General features: G+C 48.5%; 19 protein-coding genes and 1 pseudogene. 12 read left to right on the forward strand and 8 right to left on the reverse strand.

Annotated elements, in window-relative coordinates; genetic code table 11:
- Window positions 1-45: 45 nt before the first annotated feature.
- A pseudogene (locus tag ACZ5ZV_RS03655) lies at window positions 46-2235 on the forward strand (efflux RND transporter permease subunit); the annotation flags it as partial.
- Window positions 2232-2417 (forward strand): YgaP family membrane protein, encoded by a 186-nt coding sequence (locus tag ACZ5ZV_RS03660; protein WP_464120073.1) that lies wholly within the window; start codon window positions 2232-2234, stop codon window positions 2415-2417. The pseudogene ACZ5ZV_RS03655 and the gene ACZ5ZV_RS03660, both read left to right, overlap by 4 nt.
- 349 nt (window positions 2418-2766) lie before the next feature.
- On the opposite strand, the gene ACZ5ZV_RS03665 is transcribed toward ACZ5ZV_RS03660, so the two are convergent.
- A complete protein-coding gene (locus ACZ5ZV_RS03665; RefSeq protein WP_374001263.1) occupies window positions 2767-3276 on the reverse strand; it encodes a hypothetical protein in 510 nt (169 codons plus the stop codon).
- 125 nt (window positions 3277-3401) lie between these two features.
- Entirely contained in the window at window positions 3402-6359 is a 2958-nt protein-coding gene (locus tag ACZ5ZV_RS03670; RefSeq protein WP_464120074.1) for a TolB family protein, read from the reverse strand.
- Between the two features lie 122 nt (window positions 6360-6481).
- Here ACZ5ZV_RS03670 and pal point away from each other — a divergent pair, with 122 nt between their 5' ends.
- From pal to smpB, 6 genes are read left to right on the forward strand one after another with little or no spacing between them, the layout of a single operon-like run.
- Entirely contained in the window at window positions 6482-6985 is a 504-nt protein-coding gene (pal, locus tag ACZ5ZV_RS03675; protein ID WP_464120075.1) for a peptidoglycan-associated lipoprotein Pal, read from the forward strand.
- Window positions 6986-7004: 19 nt separating this feature from the next.
- The gene (locus ACZ5ZV_RS03680; RefSeq protein WP_347358989.1) at window positions 7005-7316 is read left to right on the forward strand and encodes a DUF4398 domain-containing protein; all 312 of its coding nucleotides are present in this window, start codon (window positions 7005-7007) and stop codon (window positions 7314-7316) included.
- Window positions 7313-7990 (forward strand): tetratricopeptide repeat protein, encoded by a 678-nt coding sequence (locus tag ACZ5ZV_RS03685; RefSeq protein WP_464120076.1) that lies wholly within the window; start codon window positions 7313-7315, stop codon window positions 7988-7990. Before ACZ5ZV_RS03680 ends, ACZ5ZV_RS03685 begins: the two co-directional genes overlap by 4 nt.
- 4 nt (window positions 7991-7994) lie before the next feature.
- Complete coding sequence (gene tsaD, locus ACZ5ZV_RS03690) at window positions 7995-9032, forward strand: tRNA (adenosine(37)-N6)-threonylcarbamoyltransferase complex transferase subunit TsaD (protein ID WP_464120077.1); 1038 nt, start codon at window positions 7995-7997, stop codon at window positions 9030-9032.
- Entirely contained in the window at window positions 9029-9856 is an 828-nt protein-coding gene (rsmA, locus tag ACZ5ZV_RS03695) for a 16S rRNA (adenine(1518)-N(6)/adenine(1519)-N(6))-dimethyltransferase RsmA (RefSeq protein ID WP_464120078.1), read from the forward strand. Before tsaD ends, rsmA begins: the two co-directional genes overlap by 4 nt.
- Window positions 9853-10311, forward strand: coding sequence for an SsrA-binding protein SmpB (gene smpB, locus ACZ5ZV_RS03700; protein ID WP_464120079.1), 459 nt, complete (start codon window positions 9853-9855; stop codon window positions 10309-10311). The genes rsmA and smpB overlap by 4 nt, the downstream gene beginning before the upstream one ends.
- Here smpB and ACZ5ZV_RS03705 read toward each other — a convergent pair.
- On the reverse strand, window positions 10256-10915 hold the full coding sequence (locus ACZ5ZV_RS03705) for a hypothetical protein (protein WP_464120080.1): 660 nt from the start codon (window positions 10913-10915) through the stop codon (window positions 10256-10258). The genes smpB and ACZ5ZV_RS03705 overlap by 56 nt on opposite strands.
- 76 nt (window positions 10916-10991) lie before the next feature.
- On the opposite strand from ACZ5ZV_RS03705, the gene ACZ5ZV_RS03710 reads away from it, so the two are divergent.
- Window positions 10992-11774: a hypothetical protein gene (locus ACZ5ZV_RS03710; protein WP_464120081.1), complete on the forward strand. Its 783-nt coding sequence runs from the start codon at window positions 10992-10994 to the stop codon at window positions 11772-11774.
- A 145-nt stretch (window positions 11775-11919) separates the two neighbouring features.
- On the opposite strand, the gene ACZ5ZV_RS03715 is transcribed toward ACZ5ZV_RS03710, so the two are convergent.
- The 3 genes from ACZ5ZV_RS03715 to ACZ5ZV_RS03725 are packed head-to-tail and all read right to left on the reverse strand — an operon-like array spanning window position 11920 to window position 13771.
- Complete coding sequence (locus ACZ5ZV_RS03715) at window positions 11920-12597, reverse strand: flagellar brake protein (RefSeq protein ID WP_464120082.1); 678 nt, start codon at window positions 12595-12597, stop codon at window positions 11920-11922.
- Complete coding sequence (locus ACZ5ZV_RS03720; protein WP_464120083.1) at window positions 12573-13472, reverse strand: SAM-dependent methyltransferase; 900 nt, start codon at window positions 13470-13472, stop codon at window positions 12573-12575. The genes ACZ5ZV_RS03715 and ACZ5ZV_RS03720 overlap by 25 nt, the downstream gene beginning before the upstream one ends.
- On the reverse strand, window positions 13469-13771 hold the full coding sequence (locus tag ACZ5ZV_RS03725) for a hypothetical protein (RefSeq protein ID WP_464120084.1): 303 nt from the start codon (window positions 13769-13771) through the stop codon (window positions 13469-13471). Before ACZ5ZV_RS03725 ends, ACZ5ZV_RS03720 begins: the two co-directional genes overlap by 4 nt.
- 207 nt (window positions 13772-13978) lie before the next feature.
- Between ACZ5ZV_RS03725 and ACZ5ZV_RS03730 the strand changes: the two genes are divergently transcribed.
- The 3 genes from ACZ5ZV_RS03730 (at window position 13979) to ACZ5ZV_RS03740 (ending at window position 16600) form a co-directional block, all read left to right on the forward strand.
- Entirely contained in the window at window positions 13979-15226 is a 1248-nt protein-coding gene (locus ACZ5ZV_RS03730) for a hypothetical protein (RefSeq protein ID WP_464120085.1), read from the forward strand.
- A gap of 127 nt (window positions 15227-15353) precedes the next feature.
- Window positions 15354-15758: a transposase gene (locus tag ACZ5ZV_RS03735; RefSeq protein WP_464117089.1), complete on the forward strand. Its 405-nt coding sequence runs from the start codon at window positions 15354-15356 to the stop codon at window positions 15756-15758.
- Window positions 15755-16600 (forward strand): IS3 family transposase, encoded by an 846-nt coding sequence (locus ACZ5ZV_RS03740; protein ID WP_464117088.1) that lies wholly within the window; start codon window positions 15755-15757, stop codon window positions 16598-16600. Before ACZ5ZV_RS03735 ends, ACZ5ZV_RS03740 begins: the two co-directional genes overlap by 4 nt.
- A gap of 63 nt (window positions 16601-16663) precedes the next feature.
- Here the strand turns inward: ACZ5ZV_RS03740 and ACZ5ZV_RS03745 are convergent, their stop codons facing one another.
- Window positions 16664-17191 carry a MarR family winged helix-turn-helix transcriptional regulator gene (locus ACZ5ZV_RS03745; RefSeq protein WP_464120086.1) on the reverse strand — a complete coding sequence of 176 codons (528 nt, stop codon included), beginning with the start codon at window positions 17189-17191 and terminating at the stop codon, window positions 16664-16666.
- 213 nt (window positions 17192-17404) lie between these two features.
- On the reverse strand, window positions 17405-17800 hold the full coding sequence (locus tag ACZ5ZV_RS03750) for a hypothetical protein (RefSeq protein ID WP_464120087.1): 396 nt from the start codon (window positions 17798-17800) through the stop codon (window positions 17405-17407).
- Window positions 17801-17900 lie beyond the last annotated feature (100 nt).

Here is a 17900-nt window from a genome sequence, read left to right on the forward strand (position 1 = left end):
TCAAAGTATCTGAAACGAACCCGGTCAAACTAAGTGAAACGGAACAATTACGGTTCAACTGCAGAAGACAAGTCCAATGAGTTGATTGAGCACTTGCTGTTAGCGACACTGTCCGTGTCGGCATTGATCGCCCTGTTTATGGGAATCAGGGCTTCTTTGGTAGTGGCGATTGCCATCCCTGTGACTTTGGCTTTGACCCTGGCCATTTACTATTTGATGGGTTACACGCTGAATCGCGTGACACTGTTTGCGTTGATTTTTTCTATCGGTATTTTGGTGGATGACGCCATTGTGGTTGTCGAAAACATTGAAAGGCATCTGAAAGAGAATCACAAAGATGGTTTAGTGAAGGCCACCATCAAGGCGGTGTCTGAGGTCGGCAATCCAACGATCCTTGCAACTTTTACGGTGATAGCCGCGATTTTGCCAATGGCCTTTGTGCGCGGGTTGATGGGACCTTACATGAAACCCATCCCCGTGGGCGCAAGTTTTGCGATGATTCTTTCTCTTTTCGTGGCATTCATTGTGACCCCTTGGGCGGCGGTGAAGTTGCTTAAGAGTCATCACCATGAGGGCGATAAGACCGAAGCCCCCAAGGTCAGCAAGTTGGATCTTCTTTATCAAAAAGTGATGGAGGCGTTGCTCAATACAAAAAAGACCGCCTTGGCTTTTGGAGCCTTCACGGTGGTTCTTTTGATCGCAGCCTCCAGCTTGGTTTACTTTAAATCTGTTAAAGTGAAGATGCTTCCGTTTGATAACAAACAGGAGTTTCAAGTTTTGATTGATTACCCTGTGACAACACCTCTTTTGCAAGGCAAGGCGTGGTCGACAGAGTTGGCGCAAAGAATTCTTCAACATAAAGAAGTTGAGGCGGTGCAGGTTTTTGCTGGAGAATCTGCTCCGTACTCATTTTCAGGCATGGTGAAACACACCTTCTTGCGTAATGCCGACTATCAAAACGATTTACAGATTGTTTTGACAGAAAAAGGTCAGCGTAAAGTTTCCAGTCACGAAATCATTGAAAGTCTTCGTCCTGTGATTCGGGACTTTGCAAAAGAAAAACAGGCGATCACGAAGGTTTTAGAGATTCCGCCGGGCCCTCCGGTTCTGGCCACGATGATGGCAGAAGTCTATGGACCGGATGAAAAATCTCGGGAGCTGGTGACTAAAGAAATTGAGCAGGTATTTGCAAACGAACCCAGCGTGGTGGACTTGGATACGACTCTCCGCTCTGGACGTCCTAGAAAGGTCTATGAATACGATCAAGCTCAAGGGGGTGTCTTTGGAACCAAGTCATCCGAACTGATGGCCTTAGGACGACTGGTATTCTCAGAGACCCCGGTGACGAGTCTGCAGGACGTGAACTCTCCTGAAGATGTGAACGTGGATCTTTCTTTTGAACAAAAAGCCAGATCGGGCAGTCGTCCTTTTGAAGGTTTGACGGTGCCCTCTTTTGAATCGGGATCTGTCGAGGCGGAAAGAGTTTTAAAGATTCCTAAAGAGATTCCCAATCAGGTTTTGCATAGAAAGAACTTGAAACCTGTTTCTTATGTCATGAGTGAGTTGTCGGGAAGTGAAGAGGCTCCGGTCTATGGGATCTTGAAGTTGGCTCCGCAGATCAAATACCCTTTACAGACGGCGGATGTTCCTTGGAACACCAATGCCCCGGTTGTGAAGTGGGATGGAGAATGGTTCATTACTTACGAGGTGTTCCGGGATCTTGGCGGCGCTTTTGGTGTCGTGATGGTTCTGATTTATATCTTGGTCTTGGGTTGGTTTAGAAGTTTCGCCGTTCCGTTGGTGATTATGACACCGATCCCTTTAAGTTTGATCGGTATTTTGCCTGGTCATGCGATGATGGGGTCTTACTTTACGGCGACGTCGATGATTGGATTTATCGCGGGAGCTGGAATTATCGTGCGAAATTCAATTATCCTTGTGGACTTTATTGAGCACCAATTGGGGCAGGGTATGAATCTTAAAGAGGCCGTGGTGAGTGCCGGTGTTTTGAGATTTAGACCGATGCTTTTAACCGCCGCTGCAGTGGTGGTGGGAAGTTCGGTGATGTTGGCTGATCCGATTTTCCAAGGGCTGGCTGTGAGTTTGATCTTTGGGGAGGTGGCTGCGACGGTGTTAAGTCGTTTTGCCGTTCCGGTCCTTTATTATTGGCTTGTTGGAAAGACTCGAGCGCGAGTCATCCATAATGAAATGAAAACAGAAGGGAGTGACGTATGACAATCGAAAACCAAATCCGCGCCTTTGCAGGAACATTCATTCTAATCAGTGTGGCGTTGGCCTACTTCTATTCGCCCTATTGGCTTTTCTTTACGGTGTTTGTGGGCCTTAACTTGCTACAATCAAGTTTTACCAAGTTTTGCCCGTTGGAAATTATCTTAAGGAAAATTCAGAATAAATGAGATGTCTCATTTTCAGTTGAAAGTCGGGAACCGCTTTCGTGAAGTGAACCCGACTATGCTGCCTTTTTGATTTTGTTGTCAACCGTTTCTGTTTGGATTTTTTCAATTCTTTCGATCACTGTTTTTATGTGCTGATACCCTTTCACTGTGCGGAAGTTTTCTTCTGCCTTCATAAAGACTGCCACCAACCAACGTTGTGATAGTTTTCCTTTACGATTTTTCCCTCTGGTCTGGATGGCTACAGCTTACCGGAGCTGCACAGGTTTATGATGTTCTTAACTTCTAAAAAAACAAAAACCCACAACTTCTAATAAAGTTGTGGGTAATAGTAAGCCCATCGGGGCCTTTCTTACTTGGAGCTCTCTTTGATGAAAAGAGTCATGTAGTGTCGAACCATGTACTCCAGCTTGATCGGCTGACCTTGATAAGTCCAGATCACTTCGCCGAAGGCCCCCCATTTGGCTTCAACGATATGTTCATCCATCACGTTGGTTGCAGTTTGTGCTGCCTCCATGCCCGGAGTTGGAATGTAGTTGGTGCCGATGAAGTTGAAGCGGATGCTGATCTGTCCCGGAGCTTTCAATGAGAAGATCATTTTAAAGCCGTTACGGAAAAGCATGAAGTCTGCATGAGTTTTTGCGATACCGTAGATTTTAATGCGGCCCAAAGCCGACGGTTTTAGTTCGTTGAAGGACGTTGACGCGTCCACGAACTCGGTTTTCATAGCAAGAAGGAACTGAATCGTGTCGTTGATAAGAATCTTTTCGGCGTCAAAGCCGAAGCTCATATCAACAAGACCGGATTCCTCCATCTGTTGCTCAGCCTTCACAAGTTCTTTAATCCAGCTGATTTTTTCCATGAATCTCCCCCCAAGGTGACAGCATAGAGCGGCATCCTCGCCGCTAGTTGTCGATATCTTCAATAATTTCGAGGGGCTGTGTCTTTGTCAAGATGGAGCGGTTTGGCTCACCGCACTATATCAACTTAGAAGCCGGTTATTTGCAGAGCTGTTGCCAGAACACCTTCCGGACCTTGTTCAGTTTGGAAAGCCACATAGTATCCGGCGACCAAAGTGACGGGGACGACATAGCCCAAAGTGGTTTCCAATTTCAGCTCAATTCCGGAGCTCCAGAACTGTTTCTTATCGAAGGACACGATTTCGGAGGGCTTGGTTTCGTTGATGAAAACTCCGTCCGCGGCTGCGCCATCCACAATCACCGCACCATAGATTCGACGCAGGAACAGAGGGTCCGTGCCAGAGCCACTGTAGATTTCTTTTAGCGGCAGGCGATATTCCGCATTCATGGTGACCAGATTTCGGCCGAACAGCTGCCCGCGCTTGTATCCGCGCAGAATGTACTGTGGCAGGGGGCTGTCGGGAACGAACACCATGGACTCGGTGGACACTCCGTAGATCGAAGACACCTTTTCTGGTATGTGGGCTCCATTGGCTCGTAACATGATGGCGTGATGTTTAGGTAGATAGCGGGAAAGATAGATTTCACCACCCGCAAGGAATTGCGAATGGTTCAGGTAGCCATCCTGAGCAATATAGTTGTAAGCACCCACATAGGCCCCGCCGCCGGATTCAGGAGAAATCTGTGCGCCGGACTCTGAGTAATTGGCATAGTTCAAATAGACAAAAGGGCCCGTACGCTTGACGGTTGTATGAACCGCATTGGTGCGTTCGAGGTACTGCCAACCGACTTGCAAGTTGGTGTAAATCGACATCCAGTGGCTGTCGGGAAGGACTGACAGTTGAGTGCCCGTGTCTTCAATTTCGTTGATGGTGGTGCCCAGATAGTAGCTGCGTTTGTAGGCGAGCAAGGACACAGGCAACGACGTTGTCTGATTCAGATAGCTGCCCAGCAAGCTGCCTTTGTTAAGAGCCGTATCCCAGGAGGCCGCGATGGCATAGGAGTGTTTCTTCAGTGGATCAAATCCTGACGTTTGCGCCTGCAACACCACGCCGGTTTCACTGGAAGAACCGGAAATAAATGGAATCCAGTAACGAGGCAGCAGATAGCCGTAGGGGGAATAATCCTCTACGGTGGCTTCGGCCACCGCCGCTTGGGCTTCAGCTTCGGCCTTCGGATTTTTTTCAACAGCCTCATAGCGATCGCCGACCATCGAGGAAACCTGCGGTAGAAGGGTCGGAGTTTTCTGCCATTCTTCGGGAAGAATCGCGGAAACACGCAATCCCTGACTGGTCATCTGAGTGGTGAAGATTTCTTTTTTAACCGGGTCCAGATCCGCTGTGAAAAGAGCGGTCAAGGTATGAGAAACAGGTCGGACATTCTGCAGATTCAGATCTGCCAGGTAAAGATTCAGCACACCGTTTTTGCTCGAGGCAAACAAAAGCCCTTCGCTGGTTTTGCGGGCGAAGCGGGCGCTGGGGTAGTCGGCAAAAAGAATTTCAGGCTGACGCGAATCCAAATTGATTCGATAAAGATTTTCGCTGCCGTCCACTTTGCGCAAGGAGTAGATCAAAGTGTTTTCATCCCAGAAAGTGGGATAGGAAATGCGCTCCTGCATTTTGGGGGACAAGATGATTTCAGACGGAGGATTTTTTTCTCCGTTCAATTTCAGTATTCCCAAATGCGTGCGGTTGCCGTCGAGTTTAACAAAAGCCACTCGTTGTCCGGACGGAGAGACTGCAGGTTCCCGGGCGCGAAGCCCCTTGGTCAGAGCCTGGGCTTTTTTGTTACCCAGATCATAGACAAACAGATCTGAATAACGCTGGATGCGATTGGTGTAGTCGATTTTGTCATAGATCAGCTTTTGCGAATCCGGGAACCAGCTGATGCGCTGGATGCTTCCGGTGGGTGGGCCGTCTTTTTGTGATGCCGGGATAAAGCCTTCGTTAAACCGTTCCACCGTGTTGGCGGCTTTGGCATCCAGGAAGCTTTGCTGCAGGTTCTCTTTGCTGATGATGCGAACTGCGCGCGAGTTGCCATCATCTTCGGTGATCACCGCAAGGTGCTTCCCGTCCGGAGAGATGGCGGGTGCGCTGACGGACTGGAAATTATTTTTAGGAAGAATAATTTCTGTGGGGCTGACTTCGCGCAAAGTTTTAAGTTGTTCTAAAGCGCGCTGTTCGGTGTCCTTCATCATGTGACCGTATTGGCTGGTGTAACTGCGTCCCATGTATTGGCGGGCAGGGCCTTCAATAAAGTAAGGAACGCGACCACCTTGGGCCTCGTGCAGATCGGCGACAAGGGCGTTGCCATGATCGGCCAGCATCTGGCTCCACATCAGAGAGCCGAACAAGTAGGGACGAGCCCCCTGAGGCCATGTGTAAATGGATTCATTGGCTTCGGCGATGTCGTATTCATAGAAGTTCTGAGCATCCACCATGGCCCGGACCGTGGCATCCTGATACAAGGAACGCAAACGTCCATGGTGGCCCAGGCGGGTTTCCATCTCCACGGCCACGCCTTCTTTCCACCACTGAGGCATCAGGATGTTCGGAGCGATAATGGTGCCGAACACAGCTCGCAAAGGTTTCATGATTCCGTTGGCCGGTTCAAACGTCAGGATGTGTGTATATTCGTGGGCCAGAAGTTCAAACGCCCAGTCCCCTGTGTCGGCCAGGCTTTCTTCGGGGCCGGGCAAAACAGGATAGGCCATGATGTGGGGATAGGGGATGCGAGTGGCGTAACCGTTGGTGATGTCTGTTTTGTCGTTGATGATAACGACGGTTTTTTCGGGCTGTGTGCGGAAGTAGGAGCGCAGCTCTGCATAGGCTTTTTCTAATTTTTCGGCGTACAGATACCCAAGGTCCTGCTGCTCGGCATTAAAAATAACTTCAAAATGTGGGGTGTGCAGGGTCTTCCACTTCAGATCGGGCGGAACTTCCAGTTGCGCCTCAGCTCGGAATATCGAAAGGAACGTTGTTATAAAAAGAGACGCCAGCCCGTAAACAAAGGATCTTTTTTGCATATGATTTCTTAGCCGTACAGCAACGCAACATCAATTCGGAAATCTAAGGTTTGACAATGAGCTGCTATAAATTAAAGTTTTTACTGTTAATGATAACGACTCGAACTTCATAGGAGGACATCATGGTTCGTAAATTGGCTCTTGGTCTTGTTGCCATCGCTTTCGTAGCAGGTTGTAAAGGAAAACAAACTCAGTCTGATCAGGACATTCAAACGATGCCTACAGGCGATCAAACGGCTATTGATTCCACACCGCTCAGCTTTGACCCAATGGGTTCTGACTCTGGTAAAATCGCTGGTTTGGTGACTGTTCACTTCGGTTATGACAAATCCAGCCTGGATGCTTCTTCCAAGAAAGACATCGCGACTAACGTCGAGTGGATGAAAGCAAATCCTTCTGTTCGCGTACAAATCGAAGGTCACTGTGATAATCGTGGTACAATCGAGTACAACGTGGCGTTGGGTGAAAGACGTGCAAACGCAGTTAAAGCTTACATGGTGTCTTTGGGTATCCCGGCAGAGCGTTTGAGCACAATCAGCTACGGTAAAGAAAAACCACTTGAGATGGGTGACTCTGAAGCAGCTTGGGCGAAAAACCGTCGTGCGAACTTCGTACCTGCTCAGTAATCCTTAAGAAAGGCGCAGAGTGAAATTACAGAGACTTTTCATCGGAGTTCTACTTTTTACGGTGATCGTCGGCTGTCAAACTGCGCCAGTTCCAATAGATGACTATTCTCTCGCTCGAGCCGCACTGGATGCGGCTCGTTCTGTTCAAGCGGCCCGACACTCTCCCGGATACTGGCATCAGGCGGAAGAGGCCTATCGCAAGGGACGCATTTACTTCGAAGATCGTGATTACGGAAAAGCCAAAGAACAATTCATCCGCGCCCGTATGGCAGCGGAAAAGGCTGAAAACTCAGCCCGTCTGATCCGTCAGAAAACTGGAGACATCCTATGAAGTTAATTATCTCAGTGGCGGCAGCCTCTTTGCTTTTGACAGGTTGTTTGAAAACTCGCAACGACGTTCGCGACAATCAACAGCGTCAGGTGATGCAACAGCAAGTGGTGACTTTGCAAAAAACCAACGCCGACGCCGCCGGACGTGTGGCCGAGATTGAAGAGCAAATCCGTGAACTGAATGGTCGCGTGGATGTGGTTGAAAATAAGCTGGGTCAAAGCCATTCCGGTGTGGAAAGTGCTTTGAAGGCTTCTCAACAGCAAAATGTCGACTTAAATACCAAAGTCAGCATTATGCAAGAAGCCCTCGCAACCATGGAAAAGCAGATCTATGCGCTGAACACGGAAGTCAATGCTTTGCGCGCCGAACGCGTGGCCAATGCCCAGGCGGCTGAGAAAGCGGCCAAACAGGCGAAAAAAGACCCTTATGAGGCGGCTCAGGACCATTTCAATAAGAAAGACTGGAAGCAGTCCATCCTGAACTTCCAGAAATACCGTGATGAAAATCCGAAAGGTCCTAAGTTTGCGGATGCGACTTACAAAATCGGGGTCTCTTTCCAGGAATTGGGCATGAAAGACGAAGCCAAAACCTTTTATGACGAGGTGGTCAGCAAGTTTCCGAAGTCAGAAGAGGCTCGTCGTGCTAAGATCCGTTTGAAGGGTTTAAAAAAGTAATATCGTGATTGAAAGAGTTCTGGCCATTGAAACAAGCTGTGATGACACCTCTGTGGCGATCGTGGATCGCACGGGCTGGGTGCACTCCGTGGTGGCCGCTTCTCAGGATCTGGATCACGAAATCTATGGCGGTATCGTTCCTGAAATCGCCGCCCGCAACCACTCCATCGCTCTGATTCCGCTGATCGAAGAAGCCTTTAAAAAAGCCAACATGAACTGGTCCGACGTTCAAGGGATCGCCGTGACCAATCGTCCGGGTTTGATCGGGGCCCTGATTGTGGGGTTGGTGACGGCGAAGTCGCTGTCCCAAGCCAAACATTTGCCTTTTTTGGGTGTGAATCATCTGGAAGGTCACTTGCTGGCGCCGTTCCTGCGCGATGATAAGTATGCTCCACCGGAAGACTTCGGTTATCCGTATGTGGGGCTGGCGATCAGTGGTGGACACACAAGTTTGTATCAAATCAAAGGCCTTGGCGATTACCGCATATTGGGTGCCACCAAGGATGATGCTGCCGGAGAATGTTTCGATAAATTTGCCAAGATGGCGGGTCTGGGGTTCCCGGGTGGAGTCCGCGTGGATCAAATGGCCAAAACCGGCAACCCCGAAGCTTTCGAATTCCCGCGCAGTATGATCCATGATGACACTTTCGATATGAGCTTTTCGGGGCTCAAATCCTCGGGTCAGCGCATGATCGAGCAGTTGGGGCCTGAACTGGTTCAGGAAAGATTGCCGGATCTATGTGCGTCTTTCCAGGAAGCTATCGTCGATGTGTTGATTGCAAAATTAGATCGCGCTGCCAAAGTATTCCGCTCCAAGCGGGTGATTTTGACAGGCGGGGTGAGTGCGAACTCGCGCTTGCGTCAGCGTGCTCAGGAATGGGCGGATAAAAAGGGATACACTTTGGTGATTCCGCCCCTTCGCTATTGCACTGATAACGCCGCGATGATTGGTTATGTGGGGGCTTTGCGCATGGCCCGCGGTGAAGTTTCAAGTTTGGATCTGGGGCCATCGCCTCAACCTTTAGCTACGGATTTTAGATGAGTAATTCCAGAGAACGTCTGCAACGCGCGCAAGAAGCCATGGGCATTGCCGCCAAAAAATCTTTAGGTCAGAACTTTCTGGTCAGCGACACGGTCATTGAGCGCATCGTCAATCAGGTGAAGGCTTTTGAGCCCGAAGCCCTGATCGAAGTCGGTCCGGGCCCGGGGGCTTTGACGGATCTGTTGCGTGAACTGAATTTGCCGTTGCAGTTGATTGAACTGGATCATGCCATTGCGGCTTACTGGCGTGACAAGGGAATGCCGGTCATTGAAGAAGATGCCCTTCGCCTGGATTGGAAGCAGTTTTATACCGGAAAACGCGTGGTCTTTGTCAGCAACCTGCCTTATCAGATTTCTTCCAGTATTGTGGTTGAAAGATCTTTGGAAAACGAAGGTGTGGCAGCCATGGTGCTGATGTTCCAGAAGGAAGTGGCCCAAAAGATACGCGGTTCCGTGGGGGCCGAGCTTTACGGTCTTTTAAGTGTCTTTGCACAAACTTTCTGGAAAATTGAAACCGTGACAGAAGCCGGTCCAAGGGACTTCCAGCCGCCTCCGCGGGTGGCCAGCCGAGTGTTGTCCTTTGAGCGTATTGAGTCTGAGGTCAAAAACCGCAAGGCTTTCCTGGGTTTTGTGAAGTCGGCCTTTGCGCAAAGACGTAAGCTTTTGAAGAAAAATTTGTCTGGTATTTTAAGTCAAAAGAAGCTAACTGAAGAGCAGCTGATCGGTTGGCTGTCAGAACTGGGCTTTAAAGAAACCGCCCGTGCTGAGGAACTCAGTCCGGCTCAGTTCGTAAAGCTGTACAAGCATTTTGGATTTGAAGAATGAGTGAAAACATCCTGATTGTTCATGAGAACAAAAAAGCCCGGTTTGATTATACGATCGTGGAAACCTACGAGGCGGGCTTGCAGCTTACGGGCAGTGAGGTGAAATCCCTGCGCAACAAGGATGTTCAGCTGAAGGATTCCTACATCTCTTTCAAAGGGGATGAAGCCTATTTGCAAAATGCCCACATCGCTGAATACAAAGCGTCCAGCTATAACAATCACGTCCCGGAAAGACATCGCAAACTTTTGATGCATAGAAAAGAGCTCGATGAAATTTTCGGGGCTTTACGTGAAAAAGGTTATTCCTGCGTGCCGCTGAAGATTTACTTCAAAAACGGCCGCGCGAAACTTCAGATTGCTTTGGTGAAGGGTAAAAAGACACACGACAAGCGTGAGGCGATCAAGAAACGCGACGTCTCTGATCAAATTCGTTCATCTCTACGACGTTCTCGCTAAGGATAAATTCTTCCTTAATACCCAGGCGCGCACGTTTTTCAGACAATAAAGTCTTCCAGGCGGCATAGGCCTCGCGATTCTGCGGATCGATGCTGAGCTTTTCCAAAAGTTTCAGTTCGGTTTCCGTGTTCGCTTTCAGGGCGCGATAGAAGTAATCATAGGTCATGGAAAGATCGCGGAAGTCATCTTCTTCCGGGATTTGATAGTCGGGGATATGCCACTGACCCAGCATCAATTGGTGCATGTGCTTTTCCATGCTGATCAAAGGGGACAGCAGATTTTTGGTCATGCGGATACTGAGGAACAATGTCACGCCGATCAGGAAGACAAAGCTGGCGGCCAGGAAAATGCGCAGCCACGTTGTTTCGCGTTCCAGGTGCTGAACCAGGCTTGGATAGGTGTCGTAAGCCAGACTTTTGAACAGGTCATAGTTCTGATTAATAAAGTAAAAGGCCGGAATCAGGAACAGCAACGCTCCGCCAGCGACGGCTGTGATCATGTACCAGCTGTATTTGTACTGAAAGGCTTTATTCAGAATAAAGCGACGCGGGTGTTGCCCGTGTGGTACGCGTTGAGGTTCGATGACTCTTCTACCGTATAACATAGGTTCCTTATCGGTCTGTTGTGTTTTGAGTAGAGTCCAATTATTCTCAAAAAGATTCATTCGTAAGGAGAACACCATGAGTTTACCACTGGCACCTTCTTTTGCAGGGTCCAAGGCGCAAGATACATTGAGACTTAAGTCTGTTTTGACTCTTCTTTTCTGTGTCTTGGTCGTGATGCTGTCTTTCCTGGAGGCCAGGGCAGAAGCAGAAGGTCCGGGCGGCGGGGCATTGGTGGATGAAAACTATTCTTTGAAAGCAGACCGCGAGGCTTTGGAGGCTCTACGCAAGAACATTCCTGAAGAGGTCCGCAAGGAAAACGATGAAAAGGCCTTCATGGACGGACTGGTGTCAGATCTTTCCAGGTCTCCATCCGAGGTTCGCAACCAATTTAGTTCGATTGTGAATAAAAAGCGCAGTGCCTTTAACAAAGACATGACCAAGGCCCGTGAACAGTTCGGCAAGCAGCAGAAGAAAGAGCGCGATGAGTTCACGAAAGAACTGGCAGATCAAAGGAAGGCTTTTGCCAAGAAAAAGGCGACGTCGGACGAACGCCGGGAATTCTATGATGATCTGGAATCCAAGCGGAAAGATTTCTATGCAAATCAAAAAGAAAAGCGTGATTCCTTCGAAGCCGACATGCGCGACAAACGTAAGAACTTCGACGACTACATTCGCTCTAAAACCGATGAATTCAACCAGCTTCACCGCGACTATTCCAAACGCTTTGAAGAAAACAAGAAAGCTCTGGCCGATCAGAAAAAACAAGCCGAGCTAAAAAAGAAGCAGCTGCAACAACAACTCGATCAGGAATACGAATCGATCCGCAAAAAAGACCCGACAGTCCTAGGATCGGAGTAAAAGGTGCCTGGTTGTTTTTTCTGGCTACGACGCATCAGTCGTGGATTGTCGTAACTAAGGTGAGCCCCAGTGCGAGATTGTGCTGGTTTTTTTGTTTTTTGTGGGGTCTGCTGCGCAGTAGCCAGAAAAAACAACCAGGCACCTTTTAACGGCGGAAGATTTCTTTGTGGATTTCTAGAGTGATTGCGAAGAGTTTGTTTTCCAGAATCGGAGGCAGCGGGGTGAACTCAATGCCGAAGGTTTGGATGACTTTATTGCTGTCATCGACTTTGATATGACGGACGACGCCCTGAACTTCGATCGGAGCTCGTTTGCCAATCAAGAGATGACCTGTGACCTGGTCGCCGACTTTCATCAGTGGGGCATCCAGGCGATAGATCACGCGGCAACCCTGTCCGCTGAGGTCGGCCAGTTGTCCGGTGATTTTCTGCGGTTTCTGATTCACCAGAATGATATTATAGAACGCATGGTAACCATCCGGAATATGCACCCGGTAATTCTGGCGGCGTTGCAAGTGATAGAGTTCCTGTGGAACCGGGATCAACACCTTGCCATTTTGAACTTGCGCCTTGGCCTGGAAGTAATACTTTTCACCGCCTAAAAAGAAGTGTCCCAGATATTCTTCCTGATCCTTCATTTGTGTCGGGGATTCAAAGGTGCATTCCAAAGCCTGAAGTTTGGAGTTGAACAGCTGCACTCGCAGTTTGCAGATCAAGTCGTCGGTGCCCTTGCACAAAAACTCGCCACGAGCTTTTGCCATATCATCCCAAAGTTTCGCCTTTTCGTCAGCGCGACTTATCAGCTTGAAGGTGGTTTGATCCATACCGTGACCTCGTGCTTGTTGTGGTGCAAATGCTGAATTCGGGTGTTTTCCATCTGCAAAAACTTTTTCAGTGTCTTGTAGTCAGTCTCACCTTGGAATTTTATCGTGCAAACGAAGTTTGAGCAAAGTCCTGAAGCTTGCCAGGTCTGTACCAGCTCCAGCAGTTTTTCAGGGTAACAAATAATATCGGAAAAGAACCAATCAATGCGGCCAAGATCTTCCGGCTTCACATTGAACGCATTGGTCTTCATAAACTTCACACCCGGCAGGGCCGCAATGGAAGGCTCCAAAGGAGCTCGGTCGATACTGATGACTTCGCAGCCCACACGTTGAAGCACCCACGTCCATCCCCCGGGGCAACTGCCGAAATCAACGACCTTCTGACCGGGTTCAGGGCGGATGCCATAGACGGTGAAAAGCTCCCACAGTTTCAGGTAAGCCCGGGACGGCGGTGTTTTTTTGTCTTCGTTGAATTTTACTTCCCCTAAAGGAAAGCGGGAGTTCGTGGTCGGGGAGGCCAGCAGCGTGTTTTTGTCCAACAAAGTCCAGGCTCCCAGATTGTCTTCAGGTAGTTCGCTGAGGAAATCCAGAACACGCGGACGCAACTTCGGAAGCTGGTCCTGAATCAGTTGGGCGCGGCGATGATTTTCGAAGGTATAACAAGCCCAGAGTTTTCCCAGGCTCTTTAATGCCTTGGCCGCTTGGGAAATGGATTCAAACGGAATGATCTGGGCATCAAGCCAAATGTTTTGGGCCCAGACAGAATTCTGCAAGGGCCCATCAGTGAGTACCAGATTCCCGTGAACCGACTTTACGTCTTTAAGCTCTTCAAGAAGTTCTGGCAGAAATTTTTCAGGGGCAAGATACGCGATCATGCCGCCTTAGTTGCCACAGCCGGAGTCAGAAGTCCACGGTTATCCCAGACGGTCATGCAGTCGGCCCAGAACTTCTCTTTAATTTTGATATCGCCAGGACCCATTTTTACCTTTGGGAAATCCTGTTTGTCGAAATGCTCTGTAAACTGACTTTCGTTGCAGGCACGAACAACCTTCATCATCAGATTGAAGTGCGCTTCCGTGAAAGGCTTGTTATCCACGAGCATTTTTCTGAGACCGCCCTCTGGAGTGTGCAGCAGGAAATTATAGAGGTTCGGTACATCATATTTTTGACTCATAATGAGACTCCCTTTTGTAGGTTTGGTTACTTTCATATTATCGGATGCCCCTGCGGAGTTCTTAAACCCGGTTCATCGACTATGGTCGTGGATATGGCTGAACAATAATTTTTCAGTTTTCCCCGACTTTACCAAGATCCTGAAAACTGGACCTCAAAATGGTCTAGGACGCCTTTAGTCGCGCGACCTAGCTCCGATCTAGGAGGTATGAAAACACAAAAAAGCACAACCAACATCTTGCTAGGCCTTATCGTTACGACAACCCTTATTTCTCCGGCGGCGTTCGCGATGGCGAAAAAGCCGATCGACTCGGGAAACAACTCCGGCTCCACGAAGCCACCAGCGACGACACCGACGACGCCTCCAACAACACCGGCACCGGGTCCAGCCCCGGCTCCAGCTCCGGGTCGTGAACCCGCGGCGATCGCTGACTCCATCACTCCGGAAAACTTTGATGTCTTTACCGAAGTTTCTTATCCCGTCGGTGGTGTTGTAGATAACAACTATAAAAACTACCGCGAGCTTTTGCCGGTTCGTAATGCACAGGAAGGTCACGCGACCGACAGCGCCGATCCACAACTGGATGGTAAAGACCGTTTCGCAGATCGCATCGCTTATGCAGTTGAACTGAAAATGCAGCCGTCCAAGGCGCAACTGGGTTATGTGGCGTCTTACTTCAATCTTAATAAAGACGTTAACACTTATCTGCCGAACAGCTTGATTTCACATCCACTATGTAATGTGACCTCAGCGACTTTGAATACAACTTTGTCCGGTAAGAACATTCCTTCGGCAGCGACAATCAAAAAGATCAACACGTTTGCAGATCTGATGAATGGCTATCGTCGTGAGGCGTTGTCCGGCAATCGTGAAGGATATGTGAAGGCTTCCAAGCTCTGGTCTAAATTCATGATGTGTCTGTCGTACATGGAGTCTTTGACGACCGCGGACACACAAAAAGCAAAAAATGTGGCGGCTAAGTATGCTCCAGCGGGCTATCGACGCCCAGCAGGTGTGAACTTCTATGAAGATCCTTACCAACCGGCAGAATCCCGTTTGAATATCGGTCTGTTCCAGTTCACGCCAGATGCTGGTGGGAATATCCAGGCTTGTATCCGTGAGTGGAATCAGTTGTATCCAAGAAACGCGATCAAAACGAATGCCTCTCAAGCAGAATTGATCCGCATCCTTGGCAGCTCCCTGCAGACTTTCAACGCCTTCTGTGCGGCGGCGAAAGTGACAGGCAGCTTTGCGGTGCAAGTGAATGCGACAAGTTCCAAGAACACGCATCCGTACAATGTGAAATCCAACAGCACTTTGAAAGCTCCAGCAGAGCGTTGTGTGAGCCCACACATGGCCGTAGGTCGCTCTTACAATCACTTCGGTCCATTCCAGAATACTTCTGGTTATACGCTCGACACAATCGTCAGCTGCTCTTTGGCGGGTGGCTTGTAAGATTGAAAAGTAAGGGATTGATAAAAGAAAAAGCCCGCTTCTCTGATCTGTACCCCAAATTTCGGACAGGAAAATAAAAGACCCTGTCCCATTTTTGGGGTATTTTCGTATAAAAAGGAAGCAGATCATGGGCTCACTGTCCGAAAGAGATCGCCGAGATCTTGAGAAGAATCCGAATGTTCTAAAGGTAACGCAGTCCAATGTTGCCTATACCCCCGAATTTAAGGTTAGGGCCTTAAGGCTTCGGGAAGAGGGACAAACTCCTAGTCAAATTTTTAAAGATGCTGGTATTAACCTATCCTTATTTGGTGTGGATTATGCCAAGAAGTGCCTTCAGCGTTGGGAAAAGATGTCTACCCAAGAAGGTGGATTAAAGAAAGACCGCCGAGGTTCTAAGTCTACAGGTCGACCCAAGGGAAAAAAGCTTAAATCAGCAGAAGATGAAATCGCTTATCTTCGCGCGGAGAACGACTTCCTAAAAAAGCTCCGCGCCTTGGAGGCAAAATACGCAAACAAGAAAAGTTCGCGTTGATTAGCAAGGCGGTCAATCATCGGCCTGATCTATGTCTCAGCAGGCTGTGCGCTCAGGCTCAAGTCAGTACCAGTGGCTATTACTACTGGTTTGCCCAAAGAGCATCTCCCCAGGTCATCACAACAGACGCGGAATGGGTGCAAATCATTTTTGCGTATAGAAGGGGTAAAGCCGGCGCTAGGACAATAAAGATGCTTTTGCAACGCCACTTCTGGATCAACATGAACCTGAAGAAAATTAGACGGTTAATGAAGAAGTACGGCCTTCAGGCGACTATCCGACGTAAGAATAAGTACAAGCAAGGCTGGGCATCAGGTGAGGAACACCGGGTAAGTCCGAACATCCTAAGCAGGCAATTTAATGTTGAAAAGAAAGACACAGTTTATTCAACAGACATTACCTACTTAGACTATGGCAAAGGAAACAGGGCTTATCTGTCAGCCGTAAAAGACTTGGCAGTGAAAGATATCGTCCACTATACGGTTTCTCCTGGAGCTGGACTACACGTTGCGATTCGAGGCCTGGAAGACCTATTCAGCCGAAAGCCAGAGAGTTTGATCATGCATTCGGACCAAGGGTGTCACTATACATCCAAGACGTATCGAGATCTTTTGTCTAAGTGGGGTGTCACCCAGTCCATGTCCAGAAAAGGCAACTGCCTGGACAATGCGCCTATAGAAAGTTTTTTTGGTCATTTAAAAGATGAAGTGGATCTTCAAAGTTGCCATACGTTTGAGGAATTGGTAGCAGAGATAGACCGTTATATTAACTACTACAATAACGAACGTCCCCAATGGGGCTTAAAAGGAAAAACCCCGGCAGAATGCCGAGGTTTCACTTAGAGGACCCTTTTATTTATCTGTCCACTTTTTGGGGTACAGATCATCTCAGCGGGCTTTTTCTTTTTAGGACTCGGTGGATTTCTGTCCGATCTCTTTCATCTGTTTGATCAGACGCATGAAGAAATCGTTGATCGAGTTTTTTTCATCAGAGGCGAATTCGGCCCAGAAGTTGTTGATGCGCGTTTGGTACTCGGGAAGAATGGTTTGAGTTTGTGCCTTTCCTTTTTCCGTCAGTTTAATCACATAAGACCGACCGTCTTTTTCGTGCGTGGTTCTTTGCACGATTCTGGCTTTTTCCAAGCTGTTGATCAGACCGGAAATCGTGGCTTGGGTTACGCCCACCATCTGCGCCAGTTCGGATGGCATCAGACCATCGCTGTATTTATTCAAAAGAATCATCAGCGTGAAACGGCCGGAAGACAGGTTGTACTGTGAAAAGAACTTATCCAGATTGATTTCAAATTCCGTGGTGATCTTGCGCAACAGAATGTGCGAATACCAAGCTTCAGGATTCACTTGGGGACACAAAACACCAGCTTCTTCCTGGATAGCTTCGCGGGAGGGAATCTCTGTTAAAAAAAGCTTTGCCATAAAACCTCCTGGAGCTGTCAGCAAACATATTCAAGTCACCGTATCAGTTTAATTAGGGGGCTAAGATCAAGCAAGCAAAAGGACGCACAAAAAGCATAACTTATCTCGCCTTTCTCCTCTAAAACGCCGTTTATTTGCAGTTGAGGGAGAATAAAAAAGGAAGAAGTGTGGAGCACTTCTTCCTCGTAAAATCGGGCGATATGTGAAGATCACTTACTCTAGAGTGTAAACGATCACTTTTGCGAAATCTTTATCGCTCAGAGCTCTTTCCAGGCAGGCGCGGGAAGCTTCGAACGAAGATGGAGCTTTAGGACCAGAGAAAGTGATGAAAACAACGCCGTTCACTGCTTCACCGTGAACTTGGCAACGTTCATCCATCAATTTCAAAAGACGACCTTTGCTCACAGGGATCTCGCCATCTTTTACATATTTAATCGCACAAGAGAAGAAGCTCTGAGGTTTGTCCGTAGGGCCTTCAACAGCCTTCAAGCAGGTGTTGTAAAGGTCAGAGATTTCTCTTTCAACTGCGATGACATTTCCAACTTTACGGTCCGAAGCGTGAGCTGAGAAAGCAACGAACAAAGAAGCGATTGCAAAAAACATTTTCATAAAGGTCCTCCGTGATAAATGAAACATCCATAGCCTTTCACCTTTTATTCCGCCCTGAAAGCCTTTAGGCAGTGTGTCTAGCTTCTTTTCAAGCGGAATC

The organism is Bdellovibrio sp. HAGR004 (assembly GCF_055397015.1).